The 24,003-nt window shown below is 50.5% G+C and carries 25 protein-coding genes and 1 tRNA gene; 10 read left to right on the top strand and 16 right to left on the bottom strand.

All coding sequences use genetic code 11. From position 1 onward, the window contains the following. Positions 1-4 precede the first annotated feature (4 nt). From ACJMNB_RS13050 to fabF, 12 genes are all read right to left on the bottom strand, one after another. Positions 5-250 (bottom strand): Trm112 family protein, encoded by a 246-nt coding sequence (locus ACJMNB_RS13050; RefSeq protein WP_405343187.1) that lies wholly within the window; start codon positions 248-250, stop codon positions 5-7. Positions 251-331: 81 nt separating this feature from the next. Beyond that, positions 332-2,029 (bottom strand): glycosyltransferase family 2 protein, encoded by a 1,698-nt coding sequence (locus ACJMNB_RS13045; RefSeq protein WP_405343185.1) that lies wholly within the window; start codon positions 2,027-2,029, stop codon positions 332-334. Positions 2,030-2,055: 26 nt separating this feature from the next. Continuing rightward, positions 2,056-2,769, bottom strand: a complete 714-nt coding sequence (locus tag ACJMNB_RS13040) for a polyprenol monophosphomannose synthase (protein ID WP_405343183.1) — start codon at positions 2,767-2,769, stop codon at positions 2,056-2,058. A gap of 8 nt (positions 2,770-2,777) precedes the next feature. Next, a complete protein-coding gene (locus ACJMNB_RS13035; RefSeq protein WP_405343181.1) occupies positions 2,778-3,713 on the bottom strand; it encodes a glycosyltransferase family 2 protein in 936 nt (311 codons plus the stop codon). 23 nt (positions 3,714-3,736) lie between these two features. Continuing rightward, positions 3,737-6,805, bottom strand: coding sequence for a DUF2723 domain-containing protein (locus tag ACJMNB_RS13030; RefSeq protein ID WP_405343179.1), 3,069 nt, complete (start codon positions 6,803-6,805; stop codon positions 3,737-3,739). A gap of 19 nt (positions 6,806-6,824) precedes the next feature. Beyond that, the gene (gene nusB, locus ACJMNB_RS13025) at positions 6,825-7,259 is read right to left on the bottom strand and encodes a transcription antitermination factor NusB (protein WP_405343177.1); all 435 of its coding nucleotides are present in this window, start codon (positions 7,257-7,259) and stop codon (positions 6,825-6,827) included. Between the two features lie 17 nt (positions 7,260-7,276). Next, positions 7,277-7,741, bottom strand: a complete 465-nt coding sequence (gene ribH / locus ACJMNB_RS13020) for a 6,7-dimethyl-8-ribityllumazine synthase (protein ID WP_405343175.1) — start codon at positions 7,739-7,741, stop codon at positions 7,277-7,279. Then, on the bottom strand, positions 7,742-8,983 hold the full coding sequence (locus ACJMNB_RS13015) for a bifunctional 3,4-dihydroxy-2-butanone-4-phosphate synthase/GTP cyclohydrolase II (protein WP_405343173.1): 1,242 nt from the start codon (positions 8,981-8,983) through the stop codon (positions 7,742-7,744). Beyond that, positions 8,970-9,569, bottom strand: a complete 600-nt coding sequence (locus ACJMNB_RS13010; RefSeq protein ID WP_072799199.1) for a riboflavin synthase — start codon at positions 9,567-9,569, stop codon at positions 8,970-8,972. The genes ACJMNB_RS13015 and ACJMNB_RS13010 overlap by 14 nt, the downstream gene beginning before the upstream one ends. A gap of 111 nt (positions 9,570-9,680) precedes the next feature. Further along, entirely contained in the window at positions 9,681-10,613 is a 933-nt protein-coding gene (locus tag ACJMNB_RS13005; RefSeq protein ID WP_405343171.1) for a hypothetical protein, read from the bottom strand. A gap of 36 nt (positions 10,614-10,649) precedes the next feature. Beyond that, positions 10,650-11,147 carry a hypothetical protein gene (locus ACJMNB_RS13000; protein WP_405343169.1) on the bottom strand — a complete coding sequence of 166 codons (498 nt, stop codon included), beginning with the start codon at positions 11,145-11,147 and terminating at the stop codon, positions 10,650-10,652. A gap of 95 nt (positions 11,148-11,242) precedes the next feature. Beyond that, positions 11,243-12,475 carry a beta-ketoacyl-ACP synthase II gene (gene fabF, locus ACJMNB_RS12995; protein WP_405343167.1) on the bottom strand — a complete coding sequence of 411 codons (1,233 nt, stop codon included), beginning with the start codon at positions 12,473-12,475 and terminating at the stop codon, positions 11,243-11,245. Positions 12,476-12,682: 207 nt separating this feature from the next. Between fabF and orn the strand changes: the two genes are divergently transcribed. The 3 genes from orn to lgt are packed head-to-tail and all read left to right on the top strand — an operon-like array spanning position 12,683 to position 15,508. Beyond that, positions 12,683-13,237, top strand: coding sequence for an oligoribonuclease (gene orn, locus ACJMNB_RS12990; RefSeq protein ID WP_405343165.1), 555 nt, complete (start codon positions 12,683-12,685; stop codon positions 13,235-13,237). A gap of 11 nt (positions 13,238-13,248) precedes the next feature. After that, a complete protein-coding gene (locus ACJMNB_RS12985) occupies positions 13,249-14,610 on the top strand; it encodes a penicillin-binding transpeptidase domain-containing protein (RefSeq protein WP_405343163.1) in 1,362 nt (453 codons plus the stop codon). Between the two features lies 1 nt (position 14,611). Beyond that, the gene (gene lgt / locus ACJMNB_RS12980) at positions 14,612-15,508 is read left to right on the top strand and encodes a prolipoprotein diacylglyceryl transferase (RefSeq protein WP_405343161.1); all 897 of its coding nucleotides are present in this window, start codon (positions 14,612-14,614) and stop codon (positions 15,506-15,508) included. Between the two features lie 29 nt (positions 15,509-15,537). Here the strand turns inward: lgt and ACJMNB_RS12975 are convergent, their stop codons facing one another. The 4 genes from ACJMNB_RS12975 to ACJMNB_RS12960 form a co-directional block, all read right to left on the bottom strand. Next, positions 15,538-16,866: a TldD/PmbA family protein gene (locus tag ACJMNB_RS12975; RefSeq protein ID WP_405343159.1), complete on the bottom strand. Its 1,329-nt coding sequence runs from the start codon at positions 16,864-16,866 to the stop codon at positions 15,538-15,540. 93 nt (positions 16,867-16,959) lie between these two features. Continuing rightward, entirely contained in the window at positions 16,960-17,193 is a 234-nt protein-coding gene (locus tag ACJMNB_RS12970) for a transcriptional regulator (protein WP_405343157.1), read from the bottom strand. Positions 17,194-17,204: 11 nt separating this feature from the next. Further along, entirely contained in the window at positions 17,205-18,770 is a 1,566-nt protein-coding gene (locus tag ACJMNB_RS12965) for a hypothetical protein (protein ID WP_405343155.1), read from the bottom strand. A gap of 50 nt (positions 18,771-18,820) precedes the next feature. Then, a tRNA-Arg gene (locus ACJMNB_RS12960) sits at positions 18,821-18,893 on the bottom strand. A 553-nt stretch (positions 18,894-19,446) separates the two neighbouring features. Here ACJMNB_RS12960 and ACJMNB_RS12955 point away from each other — a divergent pair. From ACJMNB_RS12955 to ACJMNB_RS12925, 7 genes are read left to right on the top strand one after another with little or no spacing between them, the layout of a single operon-like run. Further along, positions 19,447-20,025 (top strand): DUF4255 domain-containing protein, encoded by a 579-nt coding sequence (locus tag ACJMNB_RS12955; protein ID WP_405343153.1) that lies wholly within the window; start codon positions 19,447-19,449, stop codon positions 20,023-20,025. Then, positions 20,025-20,759 (top strand): hypothetical protein, encoded by a 735-nt coding sequence (locus ACJMNB_RS12950; protein ID WP_405343151.1) that lies wholly within the window; start codon positions 20,025-20,027, stop codon positions 20,757-20,759. The genes ACJMNB_RS12955 and ACJMNB_RS12950 overlap by 1 nt, the downstream gene beginning before the upstream one ends. Before the next feature lie 24 nt (positions 20,760-20,783). Beyond that, on the top strand, positions 20,784-22,226 hold the full coding sequence (locus ACJMNB_RS12945) for a phage tail sheath family protein (protein WP_405343149.1): 1,443 nt from the start codon (positions 20,784-20,786) through the stop codon (positions 22,224-22,226). 19 nt (positions 22,227-22,245) lie between these two features. Next, positions 22,246-22,707: a phage tail protein gene (locus ACJMNB_RS12940; RefSeq protein WP_405343147.1), complete on the top strand. Its 462-nt coding sequence runs from the start codon at positions 22,246-22,248 to the stop codon at positions 22,705-22,707. 15 nt (positions 22,708-22,722) lie between these two features. Then, positions 22,723-23,172: a phage tail protein gene (locus ACJMNB_RS12935; RefSeq protein ID WP_405343145.1), complete on the top strand. Its 450-nt coding sequence runs from the start codon at positions 22,723-22,725 to the stop codon at positions 23,170-23,172. Between the two features lie 2 nt (positions 23,173-23,174). After that, positions 23,175-23,324, top strand: a complete 150-nt coding sequence (locus ACJMNB_RS12930) for a hypothetical protein (protein ID WP_405343143.1) — start codon at positions 23,175-23,177, stop codon at positions 23,322-23,324. Between the two features lie 2 nt (positions 23,325-23,326). Further along, positions 23,327-24,001 (top strand): LysM peptidoglycan-binding domain-containing protein, encoded by a 675-nt coding sequence (locus ACJMNB_RS12925; protein ID WP_405343141.1) that lies wholly within the window; start codon positions 23,327-23,329, stop codon positions 23,999-24,001. Positions 24,002-24,003 lie beyond the last annotated feature (2 nt).

Below are 24,003 nucleotides of genomic sequence, written 5' to 3'. Positions count from 1 at the left end.
CCTCTTAGAGCAAAATTGCTTCATCCGCCAAAAGAACAGGAATTCCTTCGCGAACCGGATACACCCTGGAATTGTCTTCGGTTATGAGAGCCTCGGTCAAAGGTTCCGTCACCTTTTCACCGGCAACGTTCTTCAACGTACCGGCAGAAATAGATTGATTCACTGCGGCCAAACATTCGTCAGACGCCAATTTCAGCTTACCCCTGGTTTCGGGGCAGCAAAGAATATCTAAAAGATTTGTATCGAACATAAAACCTTAACAATCAAATACTTACACAAAAAATAACTCATTTTTGTGCAACGTGTAAAGAAAATGTAGGAATTTTGGGTTTTAATGCAGATATTTGAGGTTTACAAGGGCATAATTGCCCTCTTTTCCGTTCCCGATCAGCAAAAATACGCGCAAACCCAGGCTATCCAGCCACTGGATGTCAAAATCTTCGCGGTAACCGGAGAAATTGGACACCACCAGAAGTTCGCGGCAGCCGGTGCGGTTACAGACCGATTCCATTTCGGAAAGGGTTCCCAAAAGGTGCTGGCGGTTCTCTTCGCTGATTTTTTCAGGTTCGGAACTGACGCAACCCAGGATTTCGATTCCGGGAATCACATTGTAGCTATCGAACCAGTTGCTGAGAGAATCTTCACGACCGCCAAGCAAAATGGAGCGGTGGCGCTTCTTTGCAAAGATGCGATAGAAATAGTTTATCCAAAATGCCACGCGACGCCATACAAAAAGCGCAAAGGGAATCACCAGGCAGGTCGAAACCACAATGGCAATCCAGCTGTAATCGTAAGGCAAGAAGCTGATTTCGTCATTGACAACGGGAGTCTGGGTAAAGTAGCGGAAGGCTGCGTAGCCGCCCACCGTAAGCAAGTTCAGGGGTATCAGGTACCTCAGGAACTTTTCACCCTTCAGGCTAGAAACCGTGTATTCTCCACGGAAAATAAGGAACACCATGTTCACGACGGCAACGAGGCACACAAGCCACCAGTCTTCGAACTGGGACACGCTCAGTATGGAATGCTTGACAACCACGGAGTAGTCAATACAGTTGGACGCGGCATCGCCGCTGAGTCCCATCTTGGCGCAGGAGCGGGCAATGGAATCGCCACGTCCCAAGAACACGAACGCCCAAATGGCAATGACACCCAAGTCCAGGAACATCTTCCAGAACTTCGGAATGAGCCTGGAGAACATGCCCACAAAGGCCGCAAACAAGATACCGAAAGACACCAGGAAATTCGGAACAAAATAAAGGTCCTTGTGCTTTTTCACAAAGATGAGCATGGCCTTGTAGAAGTCCACATAGGAACCCCAACGGCGCGTACGGCAGCTCTGGCCCTTAAAATGCAGAATGTTGGTAGAGGGCGTGTAATAGTTCTTGCGCCCCGCCGCCTTTGTCCTAAAGCAAAGATCCAGGTCTTCGCCGTACATGAAGAAATCTTCATCAAAGCCATTCAATTCTTCGTACAGGTCCCGCTTGATACAGAAGAAAGAACCGCTAATGGCATCCACTTCGGTCACCGCATCGGGAGCGGCATAAGTCATGTTGTAGCTGGCCAGCAGTTTGCTCTTGGGGAACAAGGCGGCAAGGCCGATGGTCTTGGCGATAGCCGAAATAATGGTGGGGAAAGAACGACGGCAAGCCCACTGGAGAGAACCGTCTTCGTTCAAGATGCGGCAACCCACCGTACCCGATTCCGGGTGTTCTTCCATGAAATCCAGCACCTTGACAAAGGAATCGCGGGACACCACCGTATCGGGGTTGATAAAGAACAAATAGGGTTTCGTGGCCTGCTTTTCGGCAAGGTTACAACCCTTGCCAAAGCCAAGGTTTTCCTTGGAATCAATCCAAAGGACCTCGGGGAAATAAGCCTTGATTTCGGGCAGAATCGGCGATTCGGAACCGTTATCCAGAACAATAATCTGCGCATCCATGTTTTCACACGCATCGCGCACGGACTTTAAGCAAGCCGGGATAAAGTCACAGGAATTATATGCGATGATAATAATGGAGCAAGAATACATGATAATTCAGAATTCGGATTTCGGAGTTAAGCGAGACCAAGACGCAGCTTGAGAACCAGGAAGAATGCTTCGGAGATAATGCCGCCACTCATCTTGGAGGTACCGCGGGTGCGGTCCGTAAAGATAATGGGGATTTCCTTGACGCGGAGACCCTTCTTCCAAATCTTGAAGGTGGTCTCGATCTGGAAGCAGTAACCGTCACTCTTCATCTTGTCCAGGTTCAATGCCTGCAGGGCTTCGCGACGGAAGCACTTAAAGCCGCCCGTAGCATCGCTGATCGGGAGCCCCGTCACCATGCGGGTATAGACGTTTGCGCCGTAGCTAAGGATCAGGCGACGCAAATCCCAGTTCACCACGCTAATGCGGTGATTCTGGTAGCGGCTGCCCAGCACCAGGTCGGCGTCTTCGGCGGTTTCCAGGAAACGGTTCAAATCCGTCGGAGCATGGCTAAAGTCGGCGTCCATTTCGAACACACGTTCGTAATCCCGTTCAAGGGCCCACTTGAAGCCCGTCACGTAGGCGGAACCGAGGCCCATCTTGCCCTTACGGCGAATCAGGTGGACGCGGGGGTTCTTCTTGGTTTCTTCTTCGACCATGTCGCCCGTTCCGTCGGGGCTGCCATCGTCCACCACCAAGATTTCCAAACATTCGTTCTGTTCAAGAATCGCCGACATAATGAGCAGGATGTTTTCCTTCTCGTTGTACGTAGGCACAATCACTAAGCTTTTCGGGTACGCCATATCAACTCCTAACTTAAATCTACAATTTCACGAATGCTTTCAGCCACAGGATAAGTCTGTTTTTTGCTCCCGTTCATCATTTCACCCAGGAGTCCAAGAGAAATGAACTGAACGCCCATCACCAGCGAGAACCCGCCAGCCAAAAGGAGGGGGCGAACGTGGAGAGCACCGGTCTGCAGCCATTCGTAACCAAAGTAGCCCGAAATGCCAAAACCAATCATCATGAAGATAAGTCCCAGAAGTCCAAAGAAATGGAGCGGCTTCGAAGAGAAGCTACGCATGAACATGAGGGACACCAAATCCAGGAATCCCGACACCAGGCGGGACACGCCGTACTTGGAAACACCGTGGACACGGGCGCGGTGGGCCACCGGCATTTCGGTAATGCGGAAGCCCTGCCACTTGGCCATCACCGGAATAAAGCGGTGATAGTCGCCGTAGAGGTGAATAAAGCGCACCACGGAACTACGGTAGGCCTTGATGCCGCAGTTAAAGTCGTGCAGGCGCTGGCCGCAGACAATGGACACCGTCAAGTTGAAAAGCTTGGAGGGCCAAGTCTTGTGCCAGGGATCCAGACGGCGAATCTTCCAACCCGAAACCAGGTCGTAACCGTCGTCCAGAATCTTGATCATCTTCGGGATTTCCAGCGGATCGTCTTGCAGGTCGCCATCCAACGTGGCCACGTACTTGCCGCGAGCCTTGGAAAAACCGAAAGCGAGACCGGCCGCCTTGCCGCAGTTAAACTGGAAGCGGAATGCACGGATAAAAGAATACTCCTTGGACAAAGACTCCACCACTTCCCAGGTATTGTCCCGGCTACCGTCATCGATGACGATGACTTCGTAAGTAAAGCCGGTGGGCTCGATGGCCGCAACAATTTCCTTAAAAAGTTCGGGAAGATTCTCGCTTTCTTCCTTGACCGGAATAACAAGACTCAAATCCATTCGTATCCTCTTATGGCAAAAAATTACTTGGCAGCTACTACAGCAGGTTCCTTGGCAGAATCCTTTTCGGCAGAATCGGCAGGTTCAGCCGGAGCGGGCTCTTCGACCTTCAGGGGTTCTTCAGACATCTGTTCAATCTGGCGACCACTCATCAGGAGGCGAGCGCGTCCGCCTTCTTCGTAGGCAGGAACATTTTCAAGACCGCGGTTCAGCACTTCCTGAGCCTGGGCCTTCTGGCCGGCGGCTTCGTACACGAAGGCGGCAGCCCAGTAATTACGCCATTCCGTGGGGAACTGCTTCATGCCCATTTCCAGATACTTGGAAGCGGCGGCAGCGAGGCTATCCACGCGGGCCTTCTTTTCGGCCGTAAAGGGATGGTCGTTGCGGAGCTTGGAAATCTGGTCGCGTGCATCGAAGGAAATCTGCAGATACAGGGACACATAGCCCGAAAGCAGACGCTGGGTTTCTTCGTTAATGTAGGCCGTACCGTCGCCGAGACCGCGGAACTTGAACACGGAATCGATGAGGTTTGCCGTATAGGCGGCGTCAAAGGCATTGCGCTTGGGGTTCAAGTCACCCTTCACGAAGTTGTAGACCATGCCTTCTTGCACCATGTACTTTTCAAGACCCATGAAGTTGGAAGTACCGACAGTCGTCGAAATTTCGATGGGCTTGTCCATATTCTGGAGAGCAAGGTCAATCACCAGCTTGTGCTGGGTAAGCATCATGCCGCTACGGGTACGGGCAGCCCATTCCGTAAAGGCATCCCACACCTGGTAATGCACCTTGAACTGCATGAGCTTGGCTGAGTCAGCGGCAGAAAGCTGCTGGCCTTCCATGGCGTCGATACGGTTCTTGAGCTGCGGCATCAGGCGCTGTGCGTTCTTGACCCAAGTAGAGACCTGATGGTTCGGGTTAGAGGCAGAGCTGTTGTCCAGCACCATGTCGCGGTCAATAGCAGCCTTGTCGTAGCTGAGCTTCAGAATCGGCTCGTTGTCGAGCATCTGCTTGATGTACCAGTCGGTGTTACCGAGGGAAAGGTTCACCACGCGCACATCCTTACGGACACCGGCCACTTCCTGAGCAAACCACAGGGGGAAGGTATCGTTGTCACCATTGGTAAAGAGAATGGCGTTGGGGCGGCAGCTGTTCAACAGGTTGAAGGCATAATCCCAAGGAACCCAGAGGCCAGAACGGTCATGTTCCTTGTAGTTGGAAACGCAGGGAACCAGGAAGGAAACGGCAACCAGGAGAGCGGCCACCGGATTCGCAAAAGTTGCAAAGCTGGACGTTGCCACCAGGAATACCAGGATACCGGCACCGATACCATAAATCATGCTCATGAAAATGAAGGCCGGAGTGTAGAAGTAATCACGTTCGCGGACTTCCAAATGCACTGCATCGGGGAACGGGGCGCGGCTACCCACCTGGGCAAAGCCGCTTTCAATCTTCTGCCAGTTCTGCCAAATAGCAGAATTGGTATAGCCATCGAGTTCACGCTGGAGGTCGGCCAGGCGAGCGTCATTGGCACCGCGGGCCTTCAAGGTTTCCATGCGGATCTTGGTGTACTCGATATTCTGGCGCATGTCGATGAGTTCGTTCGGGTCCGGCAACGCCGTAATACCCATACCGCGACTGTTCAAATCAGACACATTGCGGTTCATGATCGACACCCAGTAATCGTGATCGCGCTGTTCCATGCGGGTGCCATCGGCGAAGTTGATGTAGAACAACAGGCCGAGAGAGCACAGGGCATAAAGCACGGACATGAACACGCCCACATTGCGGTTGCGCTTCCAGACGAACACGCAAACCATCACCAGGAGGCCGTTAAAGAGCAGGAACATCATGAACTGCGGGAGCGTTGCGTCACCCATGAAGCTCATCTGAGTCGGGAACTTGATGCCGAAACGTTCCACCGGCTGGTTGTCGGCAGCGTCGAAGGTGTAGACACCGTTGGCATAGTTCACGTCACCCACCTTGTAAGGCAGGTACTGGGCCATCTGGTATCCACCGTAACCCATATGCGGGAAGGAGAGGAACTGGTGGCTGATGCGAGAACGGCGATAGAAAGCACGGCTAATCATGCTTTCGGAGCCATACTGCTTACGTTCAATGAAGTTGTTGAAGGCAACCCAGTTTTCATCCTTGAAGAGGTTACCCAGCTGGAGGTTACCCTGTTCGTCGCGGATGTTGATTTCGGGGTCGTTTTCGTCGATAATCGGGTTCAGTTCCGAACGGATCGGAATGTACAAATGCGTGCTGTAGCCGATCAGTGCGAAGAAAGCAAAGGCCAAGGAAAGGCGCATGCTTCGCTGCACACCCTTGCTCTTGAAGGGCTTTGCAAGGCAAAGAATCGAAAGGGCGATCAAGCAGATGAACGAAATTTCGATAAAAGCAGACACCATGTAGATCACGGAGCAAAGGAGCGTACCCGTAATCCAGATAGGAATGCGTTCCACGATCTTCTTGGGTTCGGCCACCAGCATCAAGGCGAACACGGCCGGAACCGTGAGCATGGTGTAAAGGTGAGCGCCCACGCCCAGGAAGGCGATATAGCAGATGAAGATGAGGATGCGGTCGCTGTAGTCTTCGTTACGCTTGTTATACCAAACGAGGCCGAGGTAAGAGACGAGCATCAAGATCAACATGGCAATGCCGTAAACTTCGGCTTCCACAGCGTTGAACCAGAAGGTGTCAGAGAAGGTCAGCAGGAAGCCTGCCACGAGAGCAGCGGTTCCAAGCACGGCCGTGCGAACCTTGCCGGTAATCTTTTCGGCCAGGGCGTCGGTCTTGAGCACGGTAGCCAAGAGTTCCCAGGCAAAGAGGGCCGTCACGTAGACCGTTGCCGCAGAGCTCACCACAGAAATGTAGTTCACGCGCTTGGCGATTTCACCCACGAAGGGGAGCAGCACGATAACTGCACGGGCAAGGAACACGAAGAAGGGGGTTCCAGGAGGATGCGGAATACCCAAGGTATTGGCGCAAGCGACAAATTCGCCGCAGTCCCAGAAGCTTACCGTAGGTGCCATTGTCAGCACATACACAATCAGTGCAATAAATGCCGCAATGCCAGCGAAGATATGTTTCATCCATTTTTCCTTGAGCATTTTACTTTTCCTTGGGTTCGGTGACAACCATGCCACGGTTACGCATAAAGCCAGTCAAAAGGCCATTGACAAAGGAATCCGAATTGTCGGTGCTGTACTTGGCGGCAATCTGCACCGCTTCGGTAATGGCGACCTTCATGGGGATTTCAGGCACGTAAGAAAGTTCCACCATGGCGATACGCAGAACAATACGGTCAAGGCTTGCCATACGGTCAAGTTCCCAGTGGGCGGCAGCGGCCTTGATGTTTTCGTCCAGTTCTTCGCGGTGGGCCTGTACCAGGTCAACCAGTTTCATTCCATACTTTTTCTGTTCCGCATGAAGAGGCTGGGATTCCAGAATACCCGGAAGGGCCTCGCCTGCAGTCTGTCCCGTCAATTCCATGGCATACAGAAGCTGCATGGCAAATACGCGGGCCGGTCTATAACTTACTTTCATAATCTTGTCGCCAATAATTAGATGCTTTTATAAAGGTTTGCCATTTCAACGGCGGTAGAAGCCCAGCTGGAGCCGAGGTTACCGGCCTTGAGGCCAGCACGGTTCATGGCCTGGTCCACAGTATCGGTGGTGAGGATACCAAGAATCACAGGGAGCTTGCCTTCGGCTGCGATGTTAGCGATACCGCCAGTAGAGGCATTCACAACCACATCGTAGTGGCTGGTTTCGCCACGGATCACCGCACCAAGCGCCATGACGGCACTGTACTTGCCGGAATCGGCAAGGCGGCGGCAGGCACCCGGGAGTTCGAATGCACCCGGCACGCGCACGACAGTAATGTCCTTGTCGGCAACACCGAGAAGTTCGAGCTGACGGACAGCCCCTTCCAAAAGTTTGTCGGTCACGACCTCGTTAAAACGGGCTACGGCGATTGCCACCTTGAGGCCCTTTCCGTTCAGGGAATTTTTGATTTCGTTCACCATTTATTTTTCCTCTTTCAAATTTTCTTCGGGCAGCGAGCCGTCCACATGCAACTGGTGGCCCATCTTCTTCTGCTTCGTGAGCAGGTAGAACAAGTTTTCCTTGTTGGGCTTGATTTCGATAGGCACGCGTTCCACGATCTTGAGACCATAGGCCGTAATACCGGAAATCTTGCTGGGGTTGTTCGTGAGGAGGCGCATTTCGCGCACACCCAAGTCAGCCAAAATCTGGGCACCGGTGCCGTACTGGCGCAGGTCCGACTTGAACCCAAGGTGCAAGTTCGCTTCCACCGTGTCCATGCCCTTTTCTTGCAGTTCGTAGGCACGGAGCTTGTTGCAAAGACCGATTCCACGGCCTTCCTGACCGCGCATGTAAAGGAACACGCCGCCGTGCTCGCCAATGAACTTCATGGCGGCGGCCAGCTGTTCGCCACAGTCGCAGCGCATGCTACCAAAGATATCGCCCGTGAGGCATTCGCTATGCACGCGCACGTACACCGGCTTGCTAAAGTCGGGGTTGCCGGCAACCCAGGCCACATGTTCTACGCCGTCGGTCTTGCTCTTGTAAGCGTAGGCGGTAAAGTCACCGTACTTGGTGGACACATGGGGGGCAGCTACGCGCTGCACCAGCTTTTCGTTCTTCAGGCGGTAGTCGATCAAGTCGCGAATCGAGATAATCTTGATTCCGAACTTCTTCGCCACTTCCTGGAGCTGCGGCATGCGAGCCATGGTGCCGTCTTCGTTCATGATTTCAATCAAGGCGGCCGCCGGGCGCAGGCCCGCCAGCTTTGCCAAATCCACCGCGGCCTCGGTATGGCCTGCGCGACGGAGTACGCCCTCTTCCTGGGCGTACAGGGGCGAAATATGCCCCGGCCGCCCAAAGTCGCTGGGCTTGGAATTCGGATCCGAAAGAGCGAGAATCGTTGCCGCACGGTCGTGGGCAGACACACCCGTGGTACAGCCTTCGATTTTATCCACCATGATGGTGAACGGCGTGCCCAGAATGGAGGTGTTTTCAGCGGTCTGCCGCGTGAGGTTCAATTCATGACAACGGTTGATCGGAAGCGGAGCGCAAAGCACTCCCCTACCTTCGTGAAGCATGAAGTTCACTTTTTCAGGAGTAATCTTTTCGGCAGCGATTACAAAGTCGCCTTCGTTTTCGCGGTCTTCGTCATCGACCACGATCAAAAACTTGCCGTTCTTAAAATCTTCTATGGCCTCTTCAATAGTATTAAGCAAGGTCACGTTCCTTCAGATAATTTTCAATATACTTGCCGAGCATGTCGACTTCCACATTCACGATCGTACCCGGAACCCAGTTGCGCAGGTTCGTGCGGGCTAGCGTTTCAGGGATAATACATACGCGAATGGAATCTTCGAACTTTTCGGCCACCGTGAGGCTGATACCGTTCAGCGAAATGGAACCGCGGCGAATCACGTAGCGACGCAAATCGGCAGGGAGCTTCAAGTCCACTTCCACGCCCGTTTCGCGGGGAGTCACCTTGATGACTTCGGTAATGCAGTCCACATGGCCCATCACGAAGTGACCGCCCATAAAGCTGTCTGCACGACACGGAAGTTCCAGATTCACCAACTTACCGACAGCAGCCTGCTTAAAGCCCGTATTTTCCACCGTCTGGTGCATCAGGCAAAAAGTGGCTTCGTCATCGGTACAAGATTCAATGGAAAGACATACACCATCGTTAGCGACACTGTCGCCCAACTTACAATTTTTAAAGAAACCCGGTGACTTAAGGCGCATGGTAAGCGCATCGCCCCTACTTTCGATAGAAACGATTTCACCGGTAGATTGAATGATACCCGTAAACATACGGGGTCAAATATAGCAAAAGGCGAGTACCGCGCCAACACAAGTATTGCGTTGGCATGGCCAAGCCGTACTATATGCACTCCGAAGGAGTGCCATATAGAAATTTAGGTATTAAAATTTAATCGGGTACAGCAAATACCAATGGAATTCGGGATAAACTTGCACGGTGGGAGCCGGCAGCTTAAAGTAATTCAGGTACTTGATAATGGTGCGGGCCATGCGGCTCTGGGGGCGGAACGCTTCCAAGTCGTAATCCAGGGCGATATAAACTTCGCGGTGCGGCGTCACGTCTTTATCGTGCAGGAACACGCCTTCGTCAATGCTAAGGCCCGCCGCAATCGCAAGCCAGCTGGGATAATACGGGCGAGCAGCCTTGGGCAACAGGCGGTGAATCTTGAAGGATGCCCAGAAGGTTTGATTGCAGTAATCGTCCGTAAACACGCCTGTATTACTTTGTCTGTAATACGCCTTGGTATTGATCCAGTAGCTCCACTTCAGGTCCACATACTTGAACACGGGAATGTAGCGTTCCGCCATGGGCAAAAAGCCACCCAAGGTGCCCGACAGTACATCAAAAATGCTAAACCCCCATTCCGGCGAAAAGCCGTCCTTCACGTCAATGGCAATGTGAGTCGCCATGGCCGAAAAACCGGCAAACAAGTAGGACTTGAACTCCGAAACGCCCGCCCAGCGATAGCCTTCGTAAAAGCTCTCGCCCATGATGACGCCCGATGCAAAGTGGCCGAACTTGTCCAGGTTCAACGCATAATCAAAATCGTTTTCGAAATGGAAATCATTCCCCTGCTCATCCCACCAGCCTTTCTGGAATACCAGCCAGTAGGCCGCGCCGTAAGCAATCAGAACCGTAGAGGCAACGCCCACGCCCTTGACCACCGACAGCTGCGTCGTATCGCCAGGATCTTCGCTGCGGTAATCCCAGGTAGAATCGCGCCATGTAAGCGGATCATAAGGAGCAGCATGCAAGGACACCCCTGCAAAAACGAGCAGCACGATAGAGATTGTAAAAGACTTCAAAAAATTCACGAGCGCAAAAATAGAAAAAAGAAGACCGTTTATCATCTATAGCTTATAAAAAGCATCCATACATCCCGAATGATAAACCTTATGGCTTTTTTGTTTCAAATCAAAATCAAGAATTACATTAGACGTTGAATCATCTTTGGTCAAAACCATTTTTAAATGGGTTTCGTCGCCATAAAACCTTTTATTGATAAATAAACCAACCCCTAAAACAGTGTTCCTAATCTCAATATTCGAAGAATCCACTTTTTCTACTACAGATCCCTTATTTATAAAGGCTTCTACTTTTCTAGGCCACTTTTTTCCATAATTGACACTATCAAGATAAATATTAATTTGATCGGAATACTGCTCGGTAATCCAGTCATGATTTAAATCGTAGGTCCAACTAGAGAAATAAACTTTTTTTACAAAGAGTTTGTCATAACCAACTATTTTGGATTCCTTCGAAATAACAGGATAATCGTCCCCTTTATTTTTACAAATTGAACATTGGCAAAGGACTAAACCCATAAATACTATAATCAGTTTTTTCATTTCACCTTATTTTTTACAAAAAAAAGCTCTGGAGAACGAACTCCAAGAGCTTTTAAATATTGAGGTGCGATGCGGCGCAAGCCGCTCACATCGACTTAGTTGCGACCGAGGAGCAGCACGCTGTTCTGGCCACCGAAGCCGAAGCTGTCGGACATGGCGTAGTTGAACGAGTGGCTGGTGTTCTTGTTGGCGCAAACATCCAGGTGGATGCGTTCGTCCTGGTTGAACACGTTGGTGGTCGCATGAATCATCTGATTCTGCAAGGACTTCACGGTGATAATGGCTTCGAGAGCACCGGCAGCGCCGAGAGCGTGGCCAATCATGCACTTGGAGGAGTTCACCTTGAGGTTGTCAACAGCACCGGCAAAAACCTTTTCGAGGGCGGAGCATTCAGCAACGTCGCCGAGCGGAGTGGAGGTACCGTGGGTGTTCACGTAGCCCACATCCTTCGGGGAGATACCGGCTTCGCGGAGAGCCATTTCGATAGCGAGGCGGACACCTTCACCGTCTTCACGAGGAGCGGACATGTGGTGAGCGTCGGCGCTCATGCCGATACCGGCTACGCGAGCGAGGATGTTGGCACCACGCTTCTTGGCGTGAGAAAGGCTTTCGAGAACCAGGATACCGGAACCTTCACCGATCACGAAGCCGTCGCGGTCCTTATCGAAGGGGCGAGAAGCCGTGGTCGGATCGTCGTTACGCTTGCTCAAGGCCTTCATGGAGGTAAAGCCAGCGAGGGCGACATTGTTCACGGTTTCGTCGGTACCACCGGCGAGCATGATGTCGGCGCGGCCAAGACGGATCTGGTCGTAGGCGGCGGCGATAGAGTGGTTAGAGGTTGCGCAAGCGGAAACCACTGCGTAGCAGGGGCCCATCCAGCCAGTACGGTTGGAAACTTCGCCAGCGGGCATATTCACGATAGACATCGGAATGAAGAACGGAGACACGCGGCTCGGGCCACGATTTGCGAGGGCCACCACGGAGTCGCTATAAATCTGCATACCACCGATACCGGAACCGATAATCACGCCAGAGCGGGTCGGATCTTCGTTTTCGGGGGAAATACCGGCGTTCTTAAGAGCCTGGAAAGAGGCATACACAGCGTACTGGATGCACCTGGACAGACGGGACGAATCGCGCGGGGTAATGTATTCGGAACCATCGAATTCCTTGACGGCGGCAGCTATCTTGATGGGATAGTTGGTCACGTCGAAGCGATCGATCGTTGCGAGTCCGGATTTACCTTCCAGCAGGTTGTTCCAAAGCAGTTCCGGCGTATTGCCGAGGGCGGAAACGCACCCCATACCAGTGATTACGACTTCTTCCATAATGGCGGCAAATATAGAAAAAAAGCGTCAACCTCAGGAGGTATTTTGTCCTCAATTTTTAGAAATTTGATATTATTTACATACAATAATATTACACTGTATGATTTAAGACAAAAAAGGCAACATCTTCGCATTACCCCAATTGCATCAACAACTATTCTACGGTCTATTTTTCGCATTTTAAATTTTTTCTAAATTGTCCGCGTTATGGCTAGAATTAAAAGCGCACCGAACCTTGTCTGGATGGACCTGGAAATGTCCGGGTTGGAACCAGAAAGGGACGTTATTCTTGAAATTGCAACGATTGTTACTGATGCCAATCTGAACATTTTGGCCGAAGGCCCCGTTCTGGCGATTCACCAGACCGAAAACGTATTCGAAGGCATGGACGACTGGAACAAGCGTCACCACACCCAAAGCGGACTGGTGGAACGCTGCCGCAAGTCGACCCTCACCATGGCCGACGCCGACAAGATGACCCTAGACTTTATCAAGCCCTTCACCATTGAACGCGGAAACGTGCTGTGCGGCAATTCCATTACCCAGGACAGGCGTTTTTTGTACAAGTACATGCCGCAGATTACGGGCTGGCTCAACTACAGAAACATCGACGTGAGCTCCATCAAGGAACTGACCTTCCGCTGGTACCCCACCCTGCCGGAATTCCAGAAAATGGAAAAGCACCAGGCCTTGGACGATATCCGCGAAAGCATTGCCGAACTACAGTACTACCGCAAGACGATTTTTAAGCAAAGTTTATAAGCAACTTTAAGATGGACTATAATAACTATCTTCCGAAAAAAAGACTCCCCTACGCCGTAAGGATTCGAAACAGGATTATTGTTTTTGCCGTTTTCATGGGCATTTGCGCCCTGATGGGCACCTGCATTTTCGGCGAAAAGCAAGAACAGGCAAATCCGGCCGATGAAGAAGAAATCGTAGAAGAAACCGCCGAAAACACCACGGAACAAAATACCGACGAGCAAGCTTCGGCTACCGTAATCCGCGAAGACGGACTCTTCCCGAAGGCCGATTCCGAAGACCTGGTAAATACGCAGACAACTGTTGCCGCCGCCGTGGTTCCCGAAACGCCCGCCGAAGCAGACGTTATCGACAGCACCCACATCAAGGCCCAGAAAGACGTGTTCCTGGCAGAAAAGATCGACAACCTGCTGCGCCGATTCCGCCCGGAATACGCTGTTATCTTGATGGTGGAACCCAGGAGCAACGAAATCATTGCCTGGGGCGAACGCCGCAACAACCACGTGCAGGAAAAGCCTGACTACTTTATCAAGAACACCTTCCCGGCAGCATCCCTCGCAAAGACCATCACTATTTCGGCGGCCATGGAATCTAACCGTTACTCCCTTACATCCCAGATTCCCATGATCGGTTCCAGCACCAAGCTCTACAAGAGCCAGCTGCGAGTCAAGGAAGGTTACAAAGGTCCCTTTATTGAGCTGCAAGATGCCTACGCCAGGTCCGCAAATCCGCCCATGGCCATTGTCGGCATGAACGTGGGTGCCGACCGCCTGCGCAGCGCCGCCAAGAAGCTGGGCTACAACACCAACTTCCCGGGAGCACTCCCCCCGCGTTCCAACTACGCTCCGCCCGATACCGGCTACGGCCTCGCCGAAGTCAGCAGCGGCTTCACGGATGCCACCACCCTGACTCCGCTCCTTGCCGCCGCACAAGTCCGCGCCATTCTCATGAAAAAGCCGCTGGAAATTCCCTGGGCCGCCAACCTGGACGGTTACGCCCCCAAGAGCCGCATCGCCCTCGACGTGGGCAAGTTCAGCGACAACACCTATTACGGCCTCCGCGAAGCCATGATCCGCACGGTGACCCACGGCACCGCCCGCAAGAATATTTCGACCCGCCACATGGCCCGCAAGAACTACGAAGCCCTGAACATCGGTGGAAAGACCGGATCCCTTGACGGAAAGGACCCTTACGGCCGCTACGAATGGTTCATGGGTTTTGCCCAATCTAAAGAAGACCCCAGCAAGGCAGTGGTACTCGTAATTATGCAGGTACACGACTTGCAGGGCATGCGCTCGCAGCCGGCAACCCAAGTCGCCGGAATGTTGTTCAACTATTGGGCGCACCAGAATTTACCTAAAAAAGGAAAGTAACATGGAACTCTCTTGGTGGAACCTGATTCCGACTTATTTTGACGGCACCGCCTTTACGCTGGGTAGTTTCCCGGTACGCTGGTACGGCATCATGTACATTTTTGCCTTTGTCACGGGCTACCTCACGCTGATGCACGTGAACAAGAAAGAAAAGCTGGGCTACACCAAGGACCAGTTCGACAGCCTGTTCACCTGGATTATCGCGGGCATCATCATCGGTGCACGCCTGGGCTACGTGTTCTTCTACAAGCCGGGTTACTACCTGGCAAACCCCACCGAAATCATTCTCCCCATGACCCACGACGCCCTGGGCTACCACTTTGCCGGAATCTCCGGCATGAGCTACCACGGCGGTATGATTCTCGGAACCATCTTTACCTACATCGGCCTGAAGCGCAACAAAATGAAGGTCTGGGAAGGCCTGAACCTTTGCTTTATGCTGGCACCCCTCGCCTACACCTGGGGCCGCTGGGGCAACTTCATTAACGGAGAACTCTTTGGCGAAGTCACCACAAGCCCCATTGGCATGTACTTCCCGCTGGCCCACGACAGTCCCCTGACAAACCCGATCCTGCACCACCCCAGCCAGCTTTACGAAATGCTCTTCGAAGGCGTTATCTTGTTTGCAGTTTTGTACAACTTAAGACGCATTCCCCTGCTCCGCGACAAGATGCCCTGCCTGTACCTGATGGGTTACGGCCTCTTTAGATTCTTTATCGAATTCTTCCGCAGGCCCGACGCACACTTGGGCCGCGTAGACCTGTTCGGCATGAGCCGCGGACAGACACTCTGCAGCGTCATGTTCCTGACCGGTTTGATCTGGCTGATTGTGTTAATATATCGTCAAAAGAAAAATCGTCATTGCGAGGAGAGCAACGACGAAGCAATCCATTCTTAAGACAAAAGTCCCCGAACGGGGACTTTTTTTTAACAGCTGACTGCGAGTTCACTGACAGCTAGAGCTGGAACCTTGACACTAGAGAAGGGGTCAAGGTATTCGTTACCCACACCGACTACATTCTGGATGATGTCGAAGAAATTGCCGCTCAAGGTCACGCCATCCACCGGATGCTGGATGACACCGTTTTCGCACCAGAATCCGTGAGCGCCAAGACTGAGTTCGCCCGAAACGGAGCTGCAGCCGGAGCCGCCTTCGAGACGCACCACCAAGAGACACTTGGGGAACAGCTTCAGCAAATCGGCAGTAGCATGCTCACCGGCAGGCACGTACATGTTCCAGAAGGCCGTAGACATCTTGGAGCCGAAACCGCGGGCACCGTTGCCCGTTGTCTTGCAGCCGTCTTTTGCGGCGGTTTCCAAATTGTAGAGAGCCTCGTTGAAGACACCGTCTTTCACCACGTCTACCCGACGCGTGAGGGAGCCTTCGGAATCGAAATACATCTTGTGGCTAAAGTTTTCACCCAGCGGATCACTCATGAGAGAGAACTTGTCGGAAGCAATCTTGGTGCCCAGCTTTCCAGCAAGGCGTGAAGTTCCCTTCTGCATGGATTCCGCAATGAAGGGCGATGCGTACATGCCCATGATTCTGCCCGAAACGCGTTCCGAGAAGACCACGGGAATCTTGCCGCCTTCAATCTTTTTTGCACCGAAAAGTTCTGTCGCGTAGGTTGCAGCCTTGGTGGCGATTTCGTCCATGGAAATCTCGGCCCAATTGCGACTGCTCTTGACAAAGTTACCCAGCTTGGTAACACCATCTCGTGCGGCCACAGCGCCCGCGCCCACCGACACGGAATTACCTTTGTCGGTATAAAGAAGGCCCGTGTGGTTTGCCACAATGGAAAAGTCGCTGTTCAGGTCTGCACCCAAGTACGGGATGTTCACGATTTCCTTGGAGCGGGCAAAAGTCTGCTTTTCAAGCTCGATGCAAAAATCCTTCACATCTGCAAGAGTCAGCTTTTCAAGCTCCGGATTGTAATTGGGATTGTCATCCGGAATTTTCGCAGCAGTCGGGAGGGTAATATCGACAGCCTCGGTCCACTGGGTATGGCAAAGGGCGTCTTTAATCGTCTGCGCAATCGCTTCCTTGGTCAAACGTTCCGTATGGGCATAACCTGGACGACCATCCTTAATCACGCGGATACCAAGCCCGACAGAATCCGAAATTTCGGTATTCTGCACCTGCCCCTGAAAAACGGACAGGCCCTCGGAATGGGAATTGGATGCAATAATGTCGAACTGCTCCGCCTCGCCCTTGGCAAGGTCGCACATACAAGAAACAGCGTCAATAATATTCATAATAGATCCTTCGACTTCACTTTGTTTCTACCCAAAGGGCATAACTCAACTTTGGCAACAAGTTGCCTAGTTTCGTATAGCTCAGGATGACACTTAAACTCGCTTGGCTTTACTGGCGAGCATGCGCCAGTAGGCGGCAGGGCTACCCGTCACGGACTCCAGGGCTTCGGCGTGTTCGCGGGTCATTTCGACCGTTCCCGCAATCAGGCCTTCCAGCGTTTCCATCGTTACTCCAAGGCGGCGGGCAAATTCAGCCTTGTCCATCTTGAGCCATTCAATGCCTTCGAGTATCGCCTGTCCCGGCGTCGGTGTACCATGTCTTGCCATATCAAAAATCCTTAAAACTCAACTGTTTTCCAGCCTTCGGCTCCGAATCGCAGGTCGCGTTCCACAAATTCCCAAATCAGGAGCTTTTTGCCTTTAAGCACCCCGGCCTTGCGGGCCAGCTTTTCGCGAACCAGCGTAGAAGCGCCGCCATCGCTGACAATGGATGCCACCGGGCGGTTCATGTTCTTTGCAAAATGGGCAATCCACCCAGCATTCACCGGAGCATCCGTCTGGTAAATGCGGCTAAAGCTATCGCCCAGAATCAAAATCTTGGACTTGCGGAAATCATCCTTGAAAGGCGTTTTCGTCGTGTCGGCAACAACCGTTGAATCCGAAAGGGAGTCTGCCGGCGGTTCGGTATGTTCAGAAATTTCCTGTTGGTAAACCACATGGCCAGTGACCTGTTGTACCTTGAACACATCATGCTTATTGAGCCCGCTCATTTCGCCGATATCGCCCATGCGATCTGCAAGGGAATCACTGCCCCCGTAACTGACGGAAGCTTCGCCAATATCAATTGCACCCGACTCCACCATGGAGTTCACTTTTTTGGCGATCTCCGCTGCCGCAAGTTCCGCACCGCGCGGAGTCCAGTGGGTGTCGTCATCAAGATACAGGGCACCGCGGCTAGAATCGTCTTTTTTGGCAGCCAGGAGCGGTGTATAAAGGTCCACCGTATTCAACCCGAGCTTCGTCAGGGAATCGAGAATCGCCTTGCCGTGAGAAGCAATCGGCTTTTCGCCGGAATCTCCCGTCAAGCGCTCCGGATAGATGCTGGGCTTGCCAGGCGTGACAACCACAAGGAGTTCTACCCCCTTCTTCTTCAACTGGTCCCGGAACTTGAGAATGGCCTCGACCGGATTATCCAGCTTTGCGCTGCGCACGTCCAAGGGAGACGGTTGCACCAGGAATTCCACGTCTTGCCTGTAAAAGAGCCAACGGCCTTCGCCCGCCCCCAAGACCACCTTTTCACCTGGATCTTTAAAAAGATTCCATACCGCCAGCTGGTACTGGGGCCTGAACTTCAGCACCAGAACATTCTCGTCTTCCACCTTCTTTTCGAAGGCACGCAGGTAGCGGCTGGTCCATACACCGTAATGCTTGACGCCCAAGAAAGCACGCCAGAGCGAGATTTGCCCGAATTCGGCCACCACCGCCTTCACCGAAGAGTCCACCGACTTGAAGTTTTCAGGTTCGTCTTCCAAGGTCGCCAGCAAGGTATCGGCCTGTTTCAGCAACTTGTAGTCCGCTTCGGCAGTGTCCAACTCCGCATAGCTGTTCACCGAAAGCACCACTGCTTCCAGGTCAGAAAGAGCACCGATGACCGGTTCCAGGGCCTCGCCCACTTCGCTACCCCCTGCCATGGATTCCCGAGCCGCAAACCAGGCTTCGTTCAGCTTGGCAGCAGAAGCAGTCATTTTCGATTCACGAGCGAAAGGTGTATAGACCACGTCTTTAAAGATATCAAGGCTTACAAAACGCTTTTCACCACGGACATCCGCAATCGTCTGCGCCGAAAAAGGGAGCAGCAGCAAGACCGCAAACACAACAATAAAGGCTATATAAAGTTTCTTCACATGGGAAAAATAACAAAAAAAAGAGCTGGCCGCCGAAGCAGCCAGCAAAATACCCGGATCGCGATTCGAACGCGAGTCTGATCCTTAGGAGGGACCCGTTCTATCCAACTGAACTATCCAGGCATTAACGATGGGCCAAAATTAGATTAAAAACAAGGGCTTGTCAACCACCAAACAGGCGTCATCATGGCCTTCTGAATTCACAAAACAAATAATTATAAAGGCAAAAATCGGCTGTTCAGGCAAAAATGTAGGGTTAAAATGAAAAATGTCCGTATAATGACGCTCCGTACATAAAATCCAACTCGCAGTGCCGGACTTTCTTACACAAGCAACATTTTAACACATTTTGCAACACAATATAATACAAAGTAATACACACAAACTAATATTATTAAGTACAAATTATTTATATATATTTTCAAAACAACGAATCCTAGTAAAACAAAATTTACACATAGACGTTAGTGTAAAATATCACCCACTTCACACTTTTTAGAATAGATACGTAACCATATATTACGCATTATTTTAAACAACATATTTCAATTAATTAATTCATAATTTTTTAATTTATTTCACTATTTGCAAATAAAGTGTTACACAAAGAGCATACAAATTAAATCATTAATTTATCACAAATTAGTTAGATTTCCATCATCAAAAGAGAAGGTTAATGATAAACGCGTCCCTACATTTTTTAGCAACACAGCTAAATCAATATTTATGCAGAAAAAATTCTACTCAAGAAAATCTTGTTGTCGTATCCAAAATTATGGACAACGATGGACGCGAACCAGAACTTGCAACAAATAAATTGGTCTTGTTTTTAGTCAATGTTGAAAAAGATTATATGACAAGCACTAATTCAAAACCAGACTACGATGGTTTTCGAAACATAGTACACTCGAAGCCCGTCTTTCTGAACCTACATGTAGTTCTTGCGGCCAATTTCAAGGCCAGCCATTACGAAGAATCTCTAAGATATCTTTCTAAGGCAGTAGGATTCTTTCAGGATCACAGCGTTTTTGACCGACCATCTTTTCCCGATCTCGCCACGGGTCTAGAAAAACTAATCATCGATATTGAAAACCTGAATTTTCAGGAAATGAGCAACTTATGGAGTCTCGTCGGATGCAAGTACGTGCCATCGGTCTTGTACAAGGTACGCACCGTTGCACTCGGCAGCGGCTACTCTTATTACCGCCCATACGTTATTCATGTTCCAGAAGACGCAACCCTGGGAGCCTTCTAATGAATTACAGGGGCTGGGCAAACATCCTCGTAAATCACGAGTACTTTGGTGGCAAATGCAGCTATTTCAGGTTTATGCCGGACAACGCATCTAAAGAAATTATGAAACGTGAAGGATTCCTAATGAACGAAAGTTCAGAAGGATTCTACTTAATTGCGCAAGATTCTGCTTTTGCCGAAGATATAAGTCTCGTCTTTTGGGCAACCCCGACGCGGCAAGACCTTTGGAGCGTCACGTTGTTCAACGACATTCCCAAAGAAAGCATTCCTTTTGCAAAAGCAAACGGAAATTCGCTGCAATGGGAATCCATTGATAAAGATTCTATTCCCAAAGAAATGCAACTCCCTACACCGATGTTCGGGATAGAAATCAGCCGAACAAGCGACATTTCTGATTCAAAAATCACCCTTTCTTTAAGCACAAAAAAAATGAAATGGCGTTACAACATTTCAGGACTATCCGAATTCAACGATCCTGAAGTTGCAGGAATTAAAAACTATAAGGAAAGCGCCTATTTCGATGTTTTTACGGATGCTTCCGGGAATAGAGTTTTCACATCAGCGCAAGAAATTCCACTGAGTTTCGGTGCTGCCCCGCGCTTTCAGCTACGCGAAAAGAACTCGACCAAGGCAATTATCAAGTGCCTCCCCAATATGGACGCAAGGTCAATCGCCACGGCAGTTCTTGAGGGCGGCAAACAAGAAATAATCGCAGAGACTTTTATTAACACATAAACCCCATAGGAGAAAAAGGAAAAAATGTCAGCATCCTATAAAACCCCTGGCGTCTATCTCGTCGAGAAAAACGCTTTTCCCAGTTCTGTAGTGGAAGTCGCTACGGCCGTTCCCATGTTCATCGGCTATACCGAAAAAGCCGAATACAAGGGACAATCCGTATTCAACAAGCCATTCCGAATTTCATCTTTTGCAGAATACAGGGCCGTCTTCGGCGAAAGCGCACTGATGCGTTTCACGCTGGAAGAAGGCGGCAAGGTGACGCCCCCTAAGGTTCGCTTCCGCCTGTTCGACGCCATTCGCATGTTCTACCAGAACGGCGGTGCATCCTGCTACATTATGTCCGTAGGCCCCTATGGCGAAGAAATCTCGGAAAAGGCCTTGACCGAAGCGATTATTCCGTTCGAAAAGGAACAGGAACCGACCTTGGTCGTGATTCCCGAAGCAGTTTCGCTTGAATCGGCAGACGCATGCGCCAATGTGCAGAACGCAATGCTCGCCCACTGCGCCAAGATGCAGAACCGCTTTGCCATTCTTGACGTTTTCGACGGCTACAAGGAACCGCGCGAATGCATTTCGGACTTCCGCGAAAAGGTAACCAACTTCTTGAACTACGGTGCCGTTTACTATCCGTGGCTCAACACCAGCGTTGTGCAGTCGAACGAAGTGACCTTTGCAAATGTCGAAAACCTTGACGTTCTTACAAAGATGCTTACCGACGCCGTTCCGGCAGAGCCCGCCACCAAGGCTGAACAGATCAAGGCCGAAATCGACAAGATGGCCGCAGCCGATGTAAAGGACGACGCCCAGGTGCAAACGATTCACCGCACCCTTTCGGTGATTTGCCCGAACTACGCCACTATCATGAACTTGGTTCGCGAACAGCTGAACCTGATGCCCCCCGCAGGAGCCATCGCAGGCATCTACACCATGGTCGACAATTCCATTGGCGTGTGGAAGGCCCCGGCAAACGTGGGTGTAAACGGAGTCATTACTCCGGCAATTAATCTCACCAACGAAGAACAGGAAGACTTGAACGTTCCTATCAATGGTAAGGCCGTTAACGCCATCCGTACATTCATTGGTGACGGCAACAAGGTATGGGGCGCACGTACGCTCGATGGCAACAGCCTCGATTGGCGCTATGTAAACGTCCGCCGCACCATGATTATGCTTGAAGAATCGATCAAACTCGCCTCTAAGGCATTTGTTTTCGATCCCAACACGGCAAACACTTGGATTACCATGAAGGGCATGATCAGCAACTTCTTGACTAGCGTCTGGAAGCGCGGCGGTCTCGCAGGTTCTAGCCCTGAAGATGCATTTGAAGTGTATGTGGGACTTGGCGAAACCATGACTTCCGAAGACATTCTCGAAGGTATTTTGCGCGTTACAATCAAGGTTGCCTTGATTCGCCCGGCAGAATTCATTGAACTCACATTCCAACAGCAACAGCAGAAGTCCTAATCGATAGGAGGTAATTAAAATGGCAGAAGATGGTTCTACCCAACACGCAACCCTATGGCCGATGCCCAAATTCCACTTTGAAGTAAAGTGGGGTAACGATGTAATGTCTTTCCAGGAAGTAACTAACCTGGACGCACAATCCGAAGAAATCAAGTACCGTGCCGGCGACAGCAAGATTTTCTCTGTTGTTAAGATGCCTGGTCTCATCAAGTACAGCAATGTCACGATGAAGAAGGGTATTTTCAAGGGCGATAACAAGTTCTGGGCTTGGTTCAGCCAGATTAAGCAGAATACAATCAAGAGAATCGATATCACGATTAGCCTGCTGGATGAAACCAACGCCCCGACAATGGTTTGGACGCTCAAGAACGCATGGCCCACCAAGATTTCGGGATACGAACTCAAGGCCGATGGCAACGATGTCGCTATCGAAAGCATTGAAATCGTTCACGAAGGCATGACTATTGAGAACAAGGCTTAACAGCTAAGAGGCAACATGCCCGATGTCGAATGGCCGCTTCCCGTTGTATTCCACTTTTCTGTAAAGTTGGGTAATTCGGAGATTTCGTTCAGCGAAGTATCCGGTTTAGAAACCTCTATAGAAACAAAGGAAGTTCACAGCGGGGGCGACAATTCGACTGTTTATTATTTACCGGATAAAATCAAATACACAGAGCTTGTTCTAAAGCGAGCCGTACTCAAAAAAAGCGATTCATTTTTCACATGGTGCCTAGACTGCATGAACTCCATGACAAACGCATTCATGATTACTCCTAAGCCTATCGAGGTCTCATTGCTCAACGCAGAAAACGAGCCCCTAGCCACTTGGACTTTCAATAATGCGTATCCAGTCAAGTGGTCATTTAGCACACTTGATGCCATGAAAGGAGAAGTCATGATAGAGACTCTATCGTTCAAGTATCAAAATATGAAAAGGACAAAATAATCATGTCGCTCGAAATCAAGAATCTTTGCATCAATGTAAAAATTGAATCCGATGAGAAAAATCAAGAATTTCCAGAAACTCTTAAAGAAAATGTTTTAAGAGAATGCAGGCGTCTAATTGAAGATTCTATGCGCCAAAATCAGGAGCGATAGCTGTGGATAAGCCAAAAAAAATGACATTCGAAGCAAATCGCGAAAACAACGGAAAGCTTTCGCCAATAGGCGATCGAAAGCCTTTCACAGTCATGTTAAACCCTGATAGTTTGACAATTGAATCTGGAATTGATTACAAAACTAGCCGAAGAAAGTTTTTGACCTACACATCGAGACAAAGTCCCAAAATTACACTACCGATACTTTATTTCGATGTCACAGGAGTGATTCCGAAAGACGAATGGCCACAAGGATGCACAACCATCAAGCAGATGGTCGACAATCTCAAAAAAGTTGTTTACGACCCCGATGGAGAATCTCACCAACCTCCGGTTGTGAAAATATATTGGGGTGAATTCACCTACGCTGTTCGAACAACAAAACTGGATATCAAGTATACGCTATTCGATCCATTTGGCATACCGGTTCGTGCAGAAATCACCATAGGTGCAGACTTTTTCTATCAGGAATGGCCATTTGACCATACTCAAGAAAAAAAATCCCCCGACTTGACACACCTTGTAGAAGTCAAAGCCGGGGATACATTACCACTAATGTGTGAACGCGTTTACAACGACCCTTCATATTATCTCCAGATTGCAAAAATCAACGGGCTTACCAATTTCAGGCAACTTAAGCCTGGAACCATGTTAGAATTTCCACCGATTAGGGAGTAAAC

Source organism: Fibrobacter sp., assembly GCF_045131395.1.
Classification (GTDB): Bacteria; Fibrobacterota; Fibrobacteria; order Fibrobacterales; family Fibrobacteraceae; genus Fibrobacter.
The sequence above is the reverse complement of the archived record's forward strand: the minus strand, read 5'-3'. Positions and strand labels throughout refer to the sequence as shown.

Coding starts and splice junctions, on each gene's coding strand:
- ACJMNB_RS12955 (WP_405343153.1), top strand. CDS start 19,447: ATGATAAACGCGTCCCTACATTTTTTAGCAACACAGCTAAATCAATAT.
- ACJMNB_RS13030 (WP_405343179.1), bottom strand. CDS start 6,805: ATGAAACATATCTTCGCTGGCATTGCGGCATTTATTGCACTGATTGTG.
- ACJMNB_RS13050 (WP_405343187.1), bottom strand. CDS start 250: ATGTTCGATACAAATCTTTTAGATATTCTTTGCTGCCCCGAAACCAGG.
- fabF (WP_405343167.1), bottom strand. CDS start 12,475: ATGGAAGAAGTCGTAATCACTGGTATGGGGTGCGTTTCCGCCCTCGGC.
- ACJMNB_RS12950 (WP_405343151.1), top strand. CDS start 20,025: ATGAATTACAGGGGCTGGGCAAACATCCTCGTAAATCACGAGTACTTT.
- ACJMNB_RS13045 (WP_405343185.1), bottom strand. CDS start 2,029: ATGTATTCTTGCTCCATTATTATCATCGCATATAATTCCTGTGACTTT.
- ACJMNB_RS12930 (WP_405343143.1), top strand. CDS start 23,175: ATGTCGCTCGAAATCAAGAATCTTTGCATCAATGTAAAAATTGAATCC.
- ACJMNB_RS12935 (WP_405343145.1), top strand. CDS start 22,723: ATGCCCGATGTCGAATGGCCGCTTCCCGTTGTATTCCACTTTTCTGTA.
- ACJMNB_RS12940 (WP_405343147.1), top strand. CDS start 22,246: ATGGCAGAAGATGGTTCTACCCAACACGCAACCCTATGGCCGATGCCC.
- lgt (WP_405343161.1), top strand. CDS start 14,612: ATGGAACTCTCTTGGTGGAACCTGATTCCGACTTATTTTGACGGCACC.
- ACJMNB_RS13035 (WP_405343181.1), bottom strand. CDS start 3,713: ATGGATTTGAGTCTTGTTATTCCGGTCAAGGAAGAAAGCGAGAATCTT.
- orn (WP_405343165.1), top strand. CDS start 12,683: ATGGCTAGAATTAAAAGCGCACCGAACCTTGTCTGGATGGACCTGGAA.
- ribH (WP_405343175.1), bottom strand. CDS start 7,741: ATGGTGAACGAAATCAAAAATTCCCTGAACGGAAAGGGCCTCAAGGTG.
- ACJMNB_RS12970 (WP_405343157.1), bottom strand. CDS start 17,193: ATGGCAAGACATGGTACACCGACGCCGGGACAGGCGATACTCGAAGGC.
- ACJMNB_RS13000 (WP_405343169.1), bottom strand. CDS start 11,147: ATGAAAAAACTGATTATAGTATTTATGGGTTTAGTCCTTTGCCAATGT.
- ACJMNB_RS13010 (WP_072799199.1), bottom strand. CDS start 9,569: ATGTTTACGGGTATCATTCAATCTACCGGTGAAATCGTTTCTATCGAA.
- ACJMNB_RS12985 (WP_405343163.1), top strand. CDS start 13,249: ATGGACTATAATAACTATCTTCCGAAAAAAAGACTCCCCTACGCCGTA.
- ACJMNB_RS12975 (WP_405343159.1), bottom strand. CDS start 16,866: ATGAATATTATTGACGCTGTTTCTTGTATGTGCGACCTTGCCAAGGGC.
- ACJMNB_RS13040 (WP_405343183.1), bottom strand. CDS start 2,769: ATGGCGTACCCGAAAAGCTTAGTGATTGTGCCTACGTACAACGAGAAG.
- nusB (WP_405343177.1), bottom strand. CDS start 7,259: ATGAAAGTAAGTTATAGACCGGCCCGCGTATTTGCCATGCAGCTTCTG.
- ACJMNB_RS12945 (WP_405343149.1), top strand. CDS start 20,784: ATGTCAGCATCCTATAAAACCCCTGGCGTCTATCTCGTCGAGAAAAAC.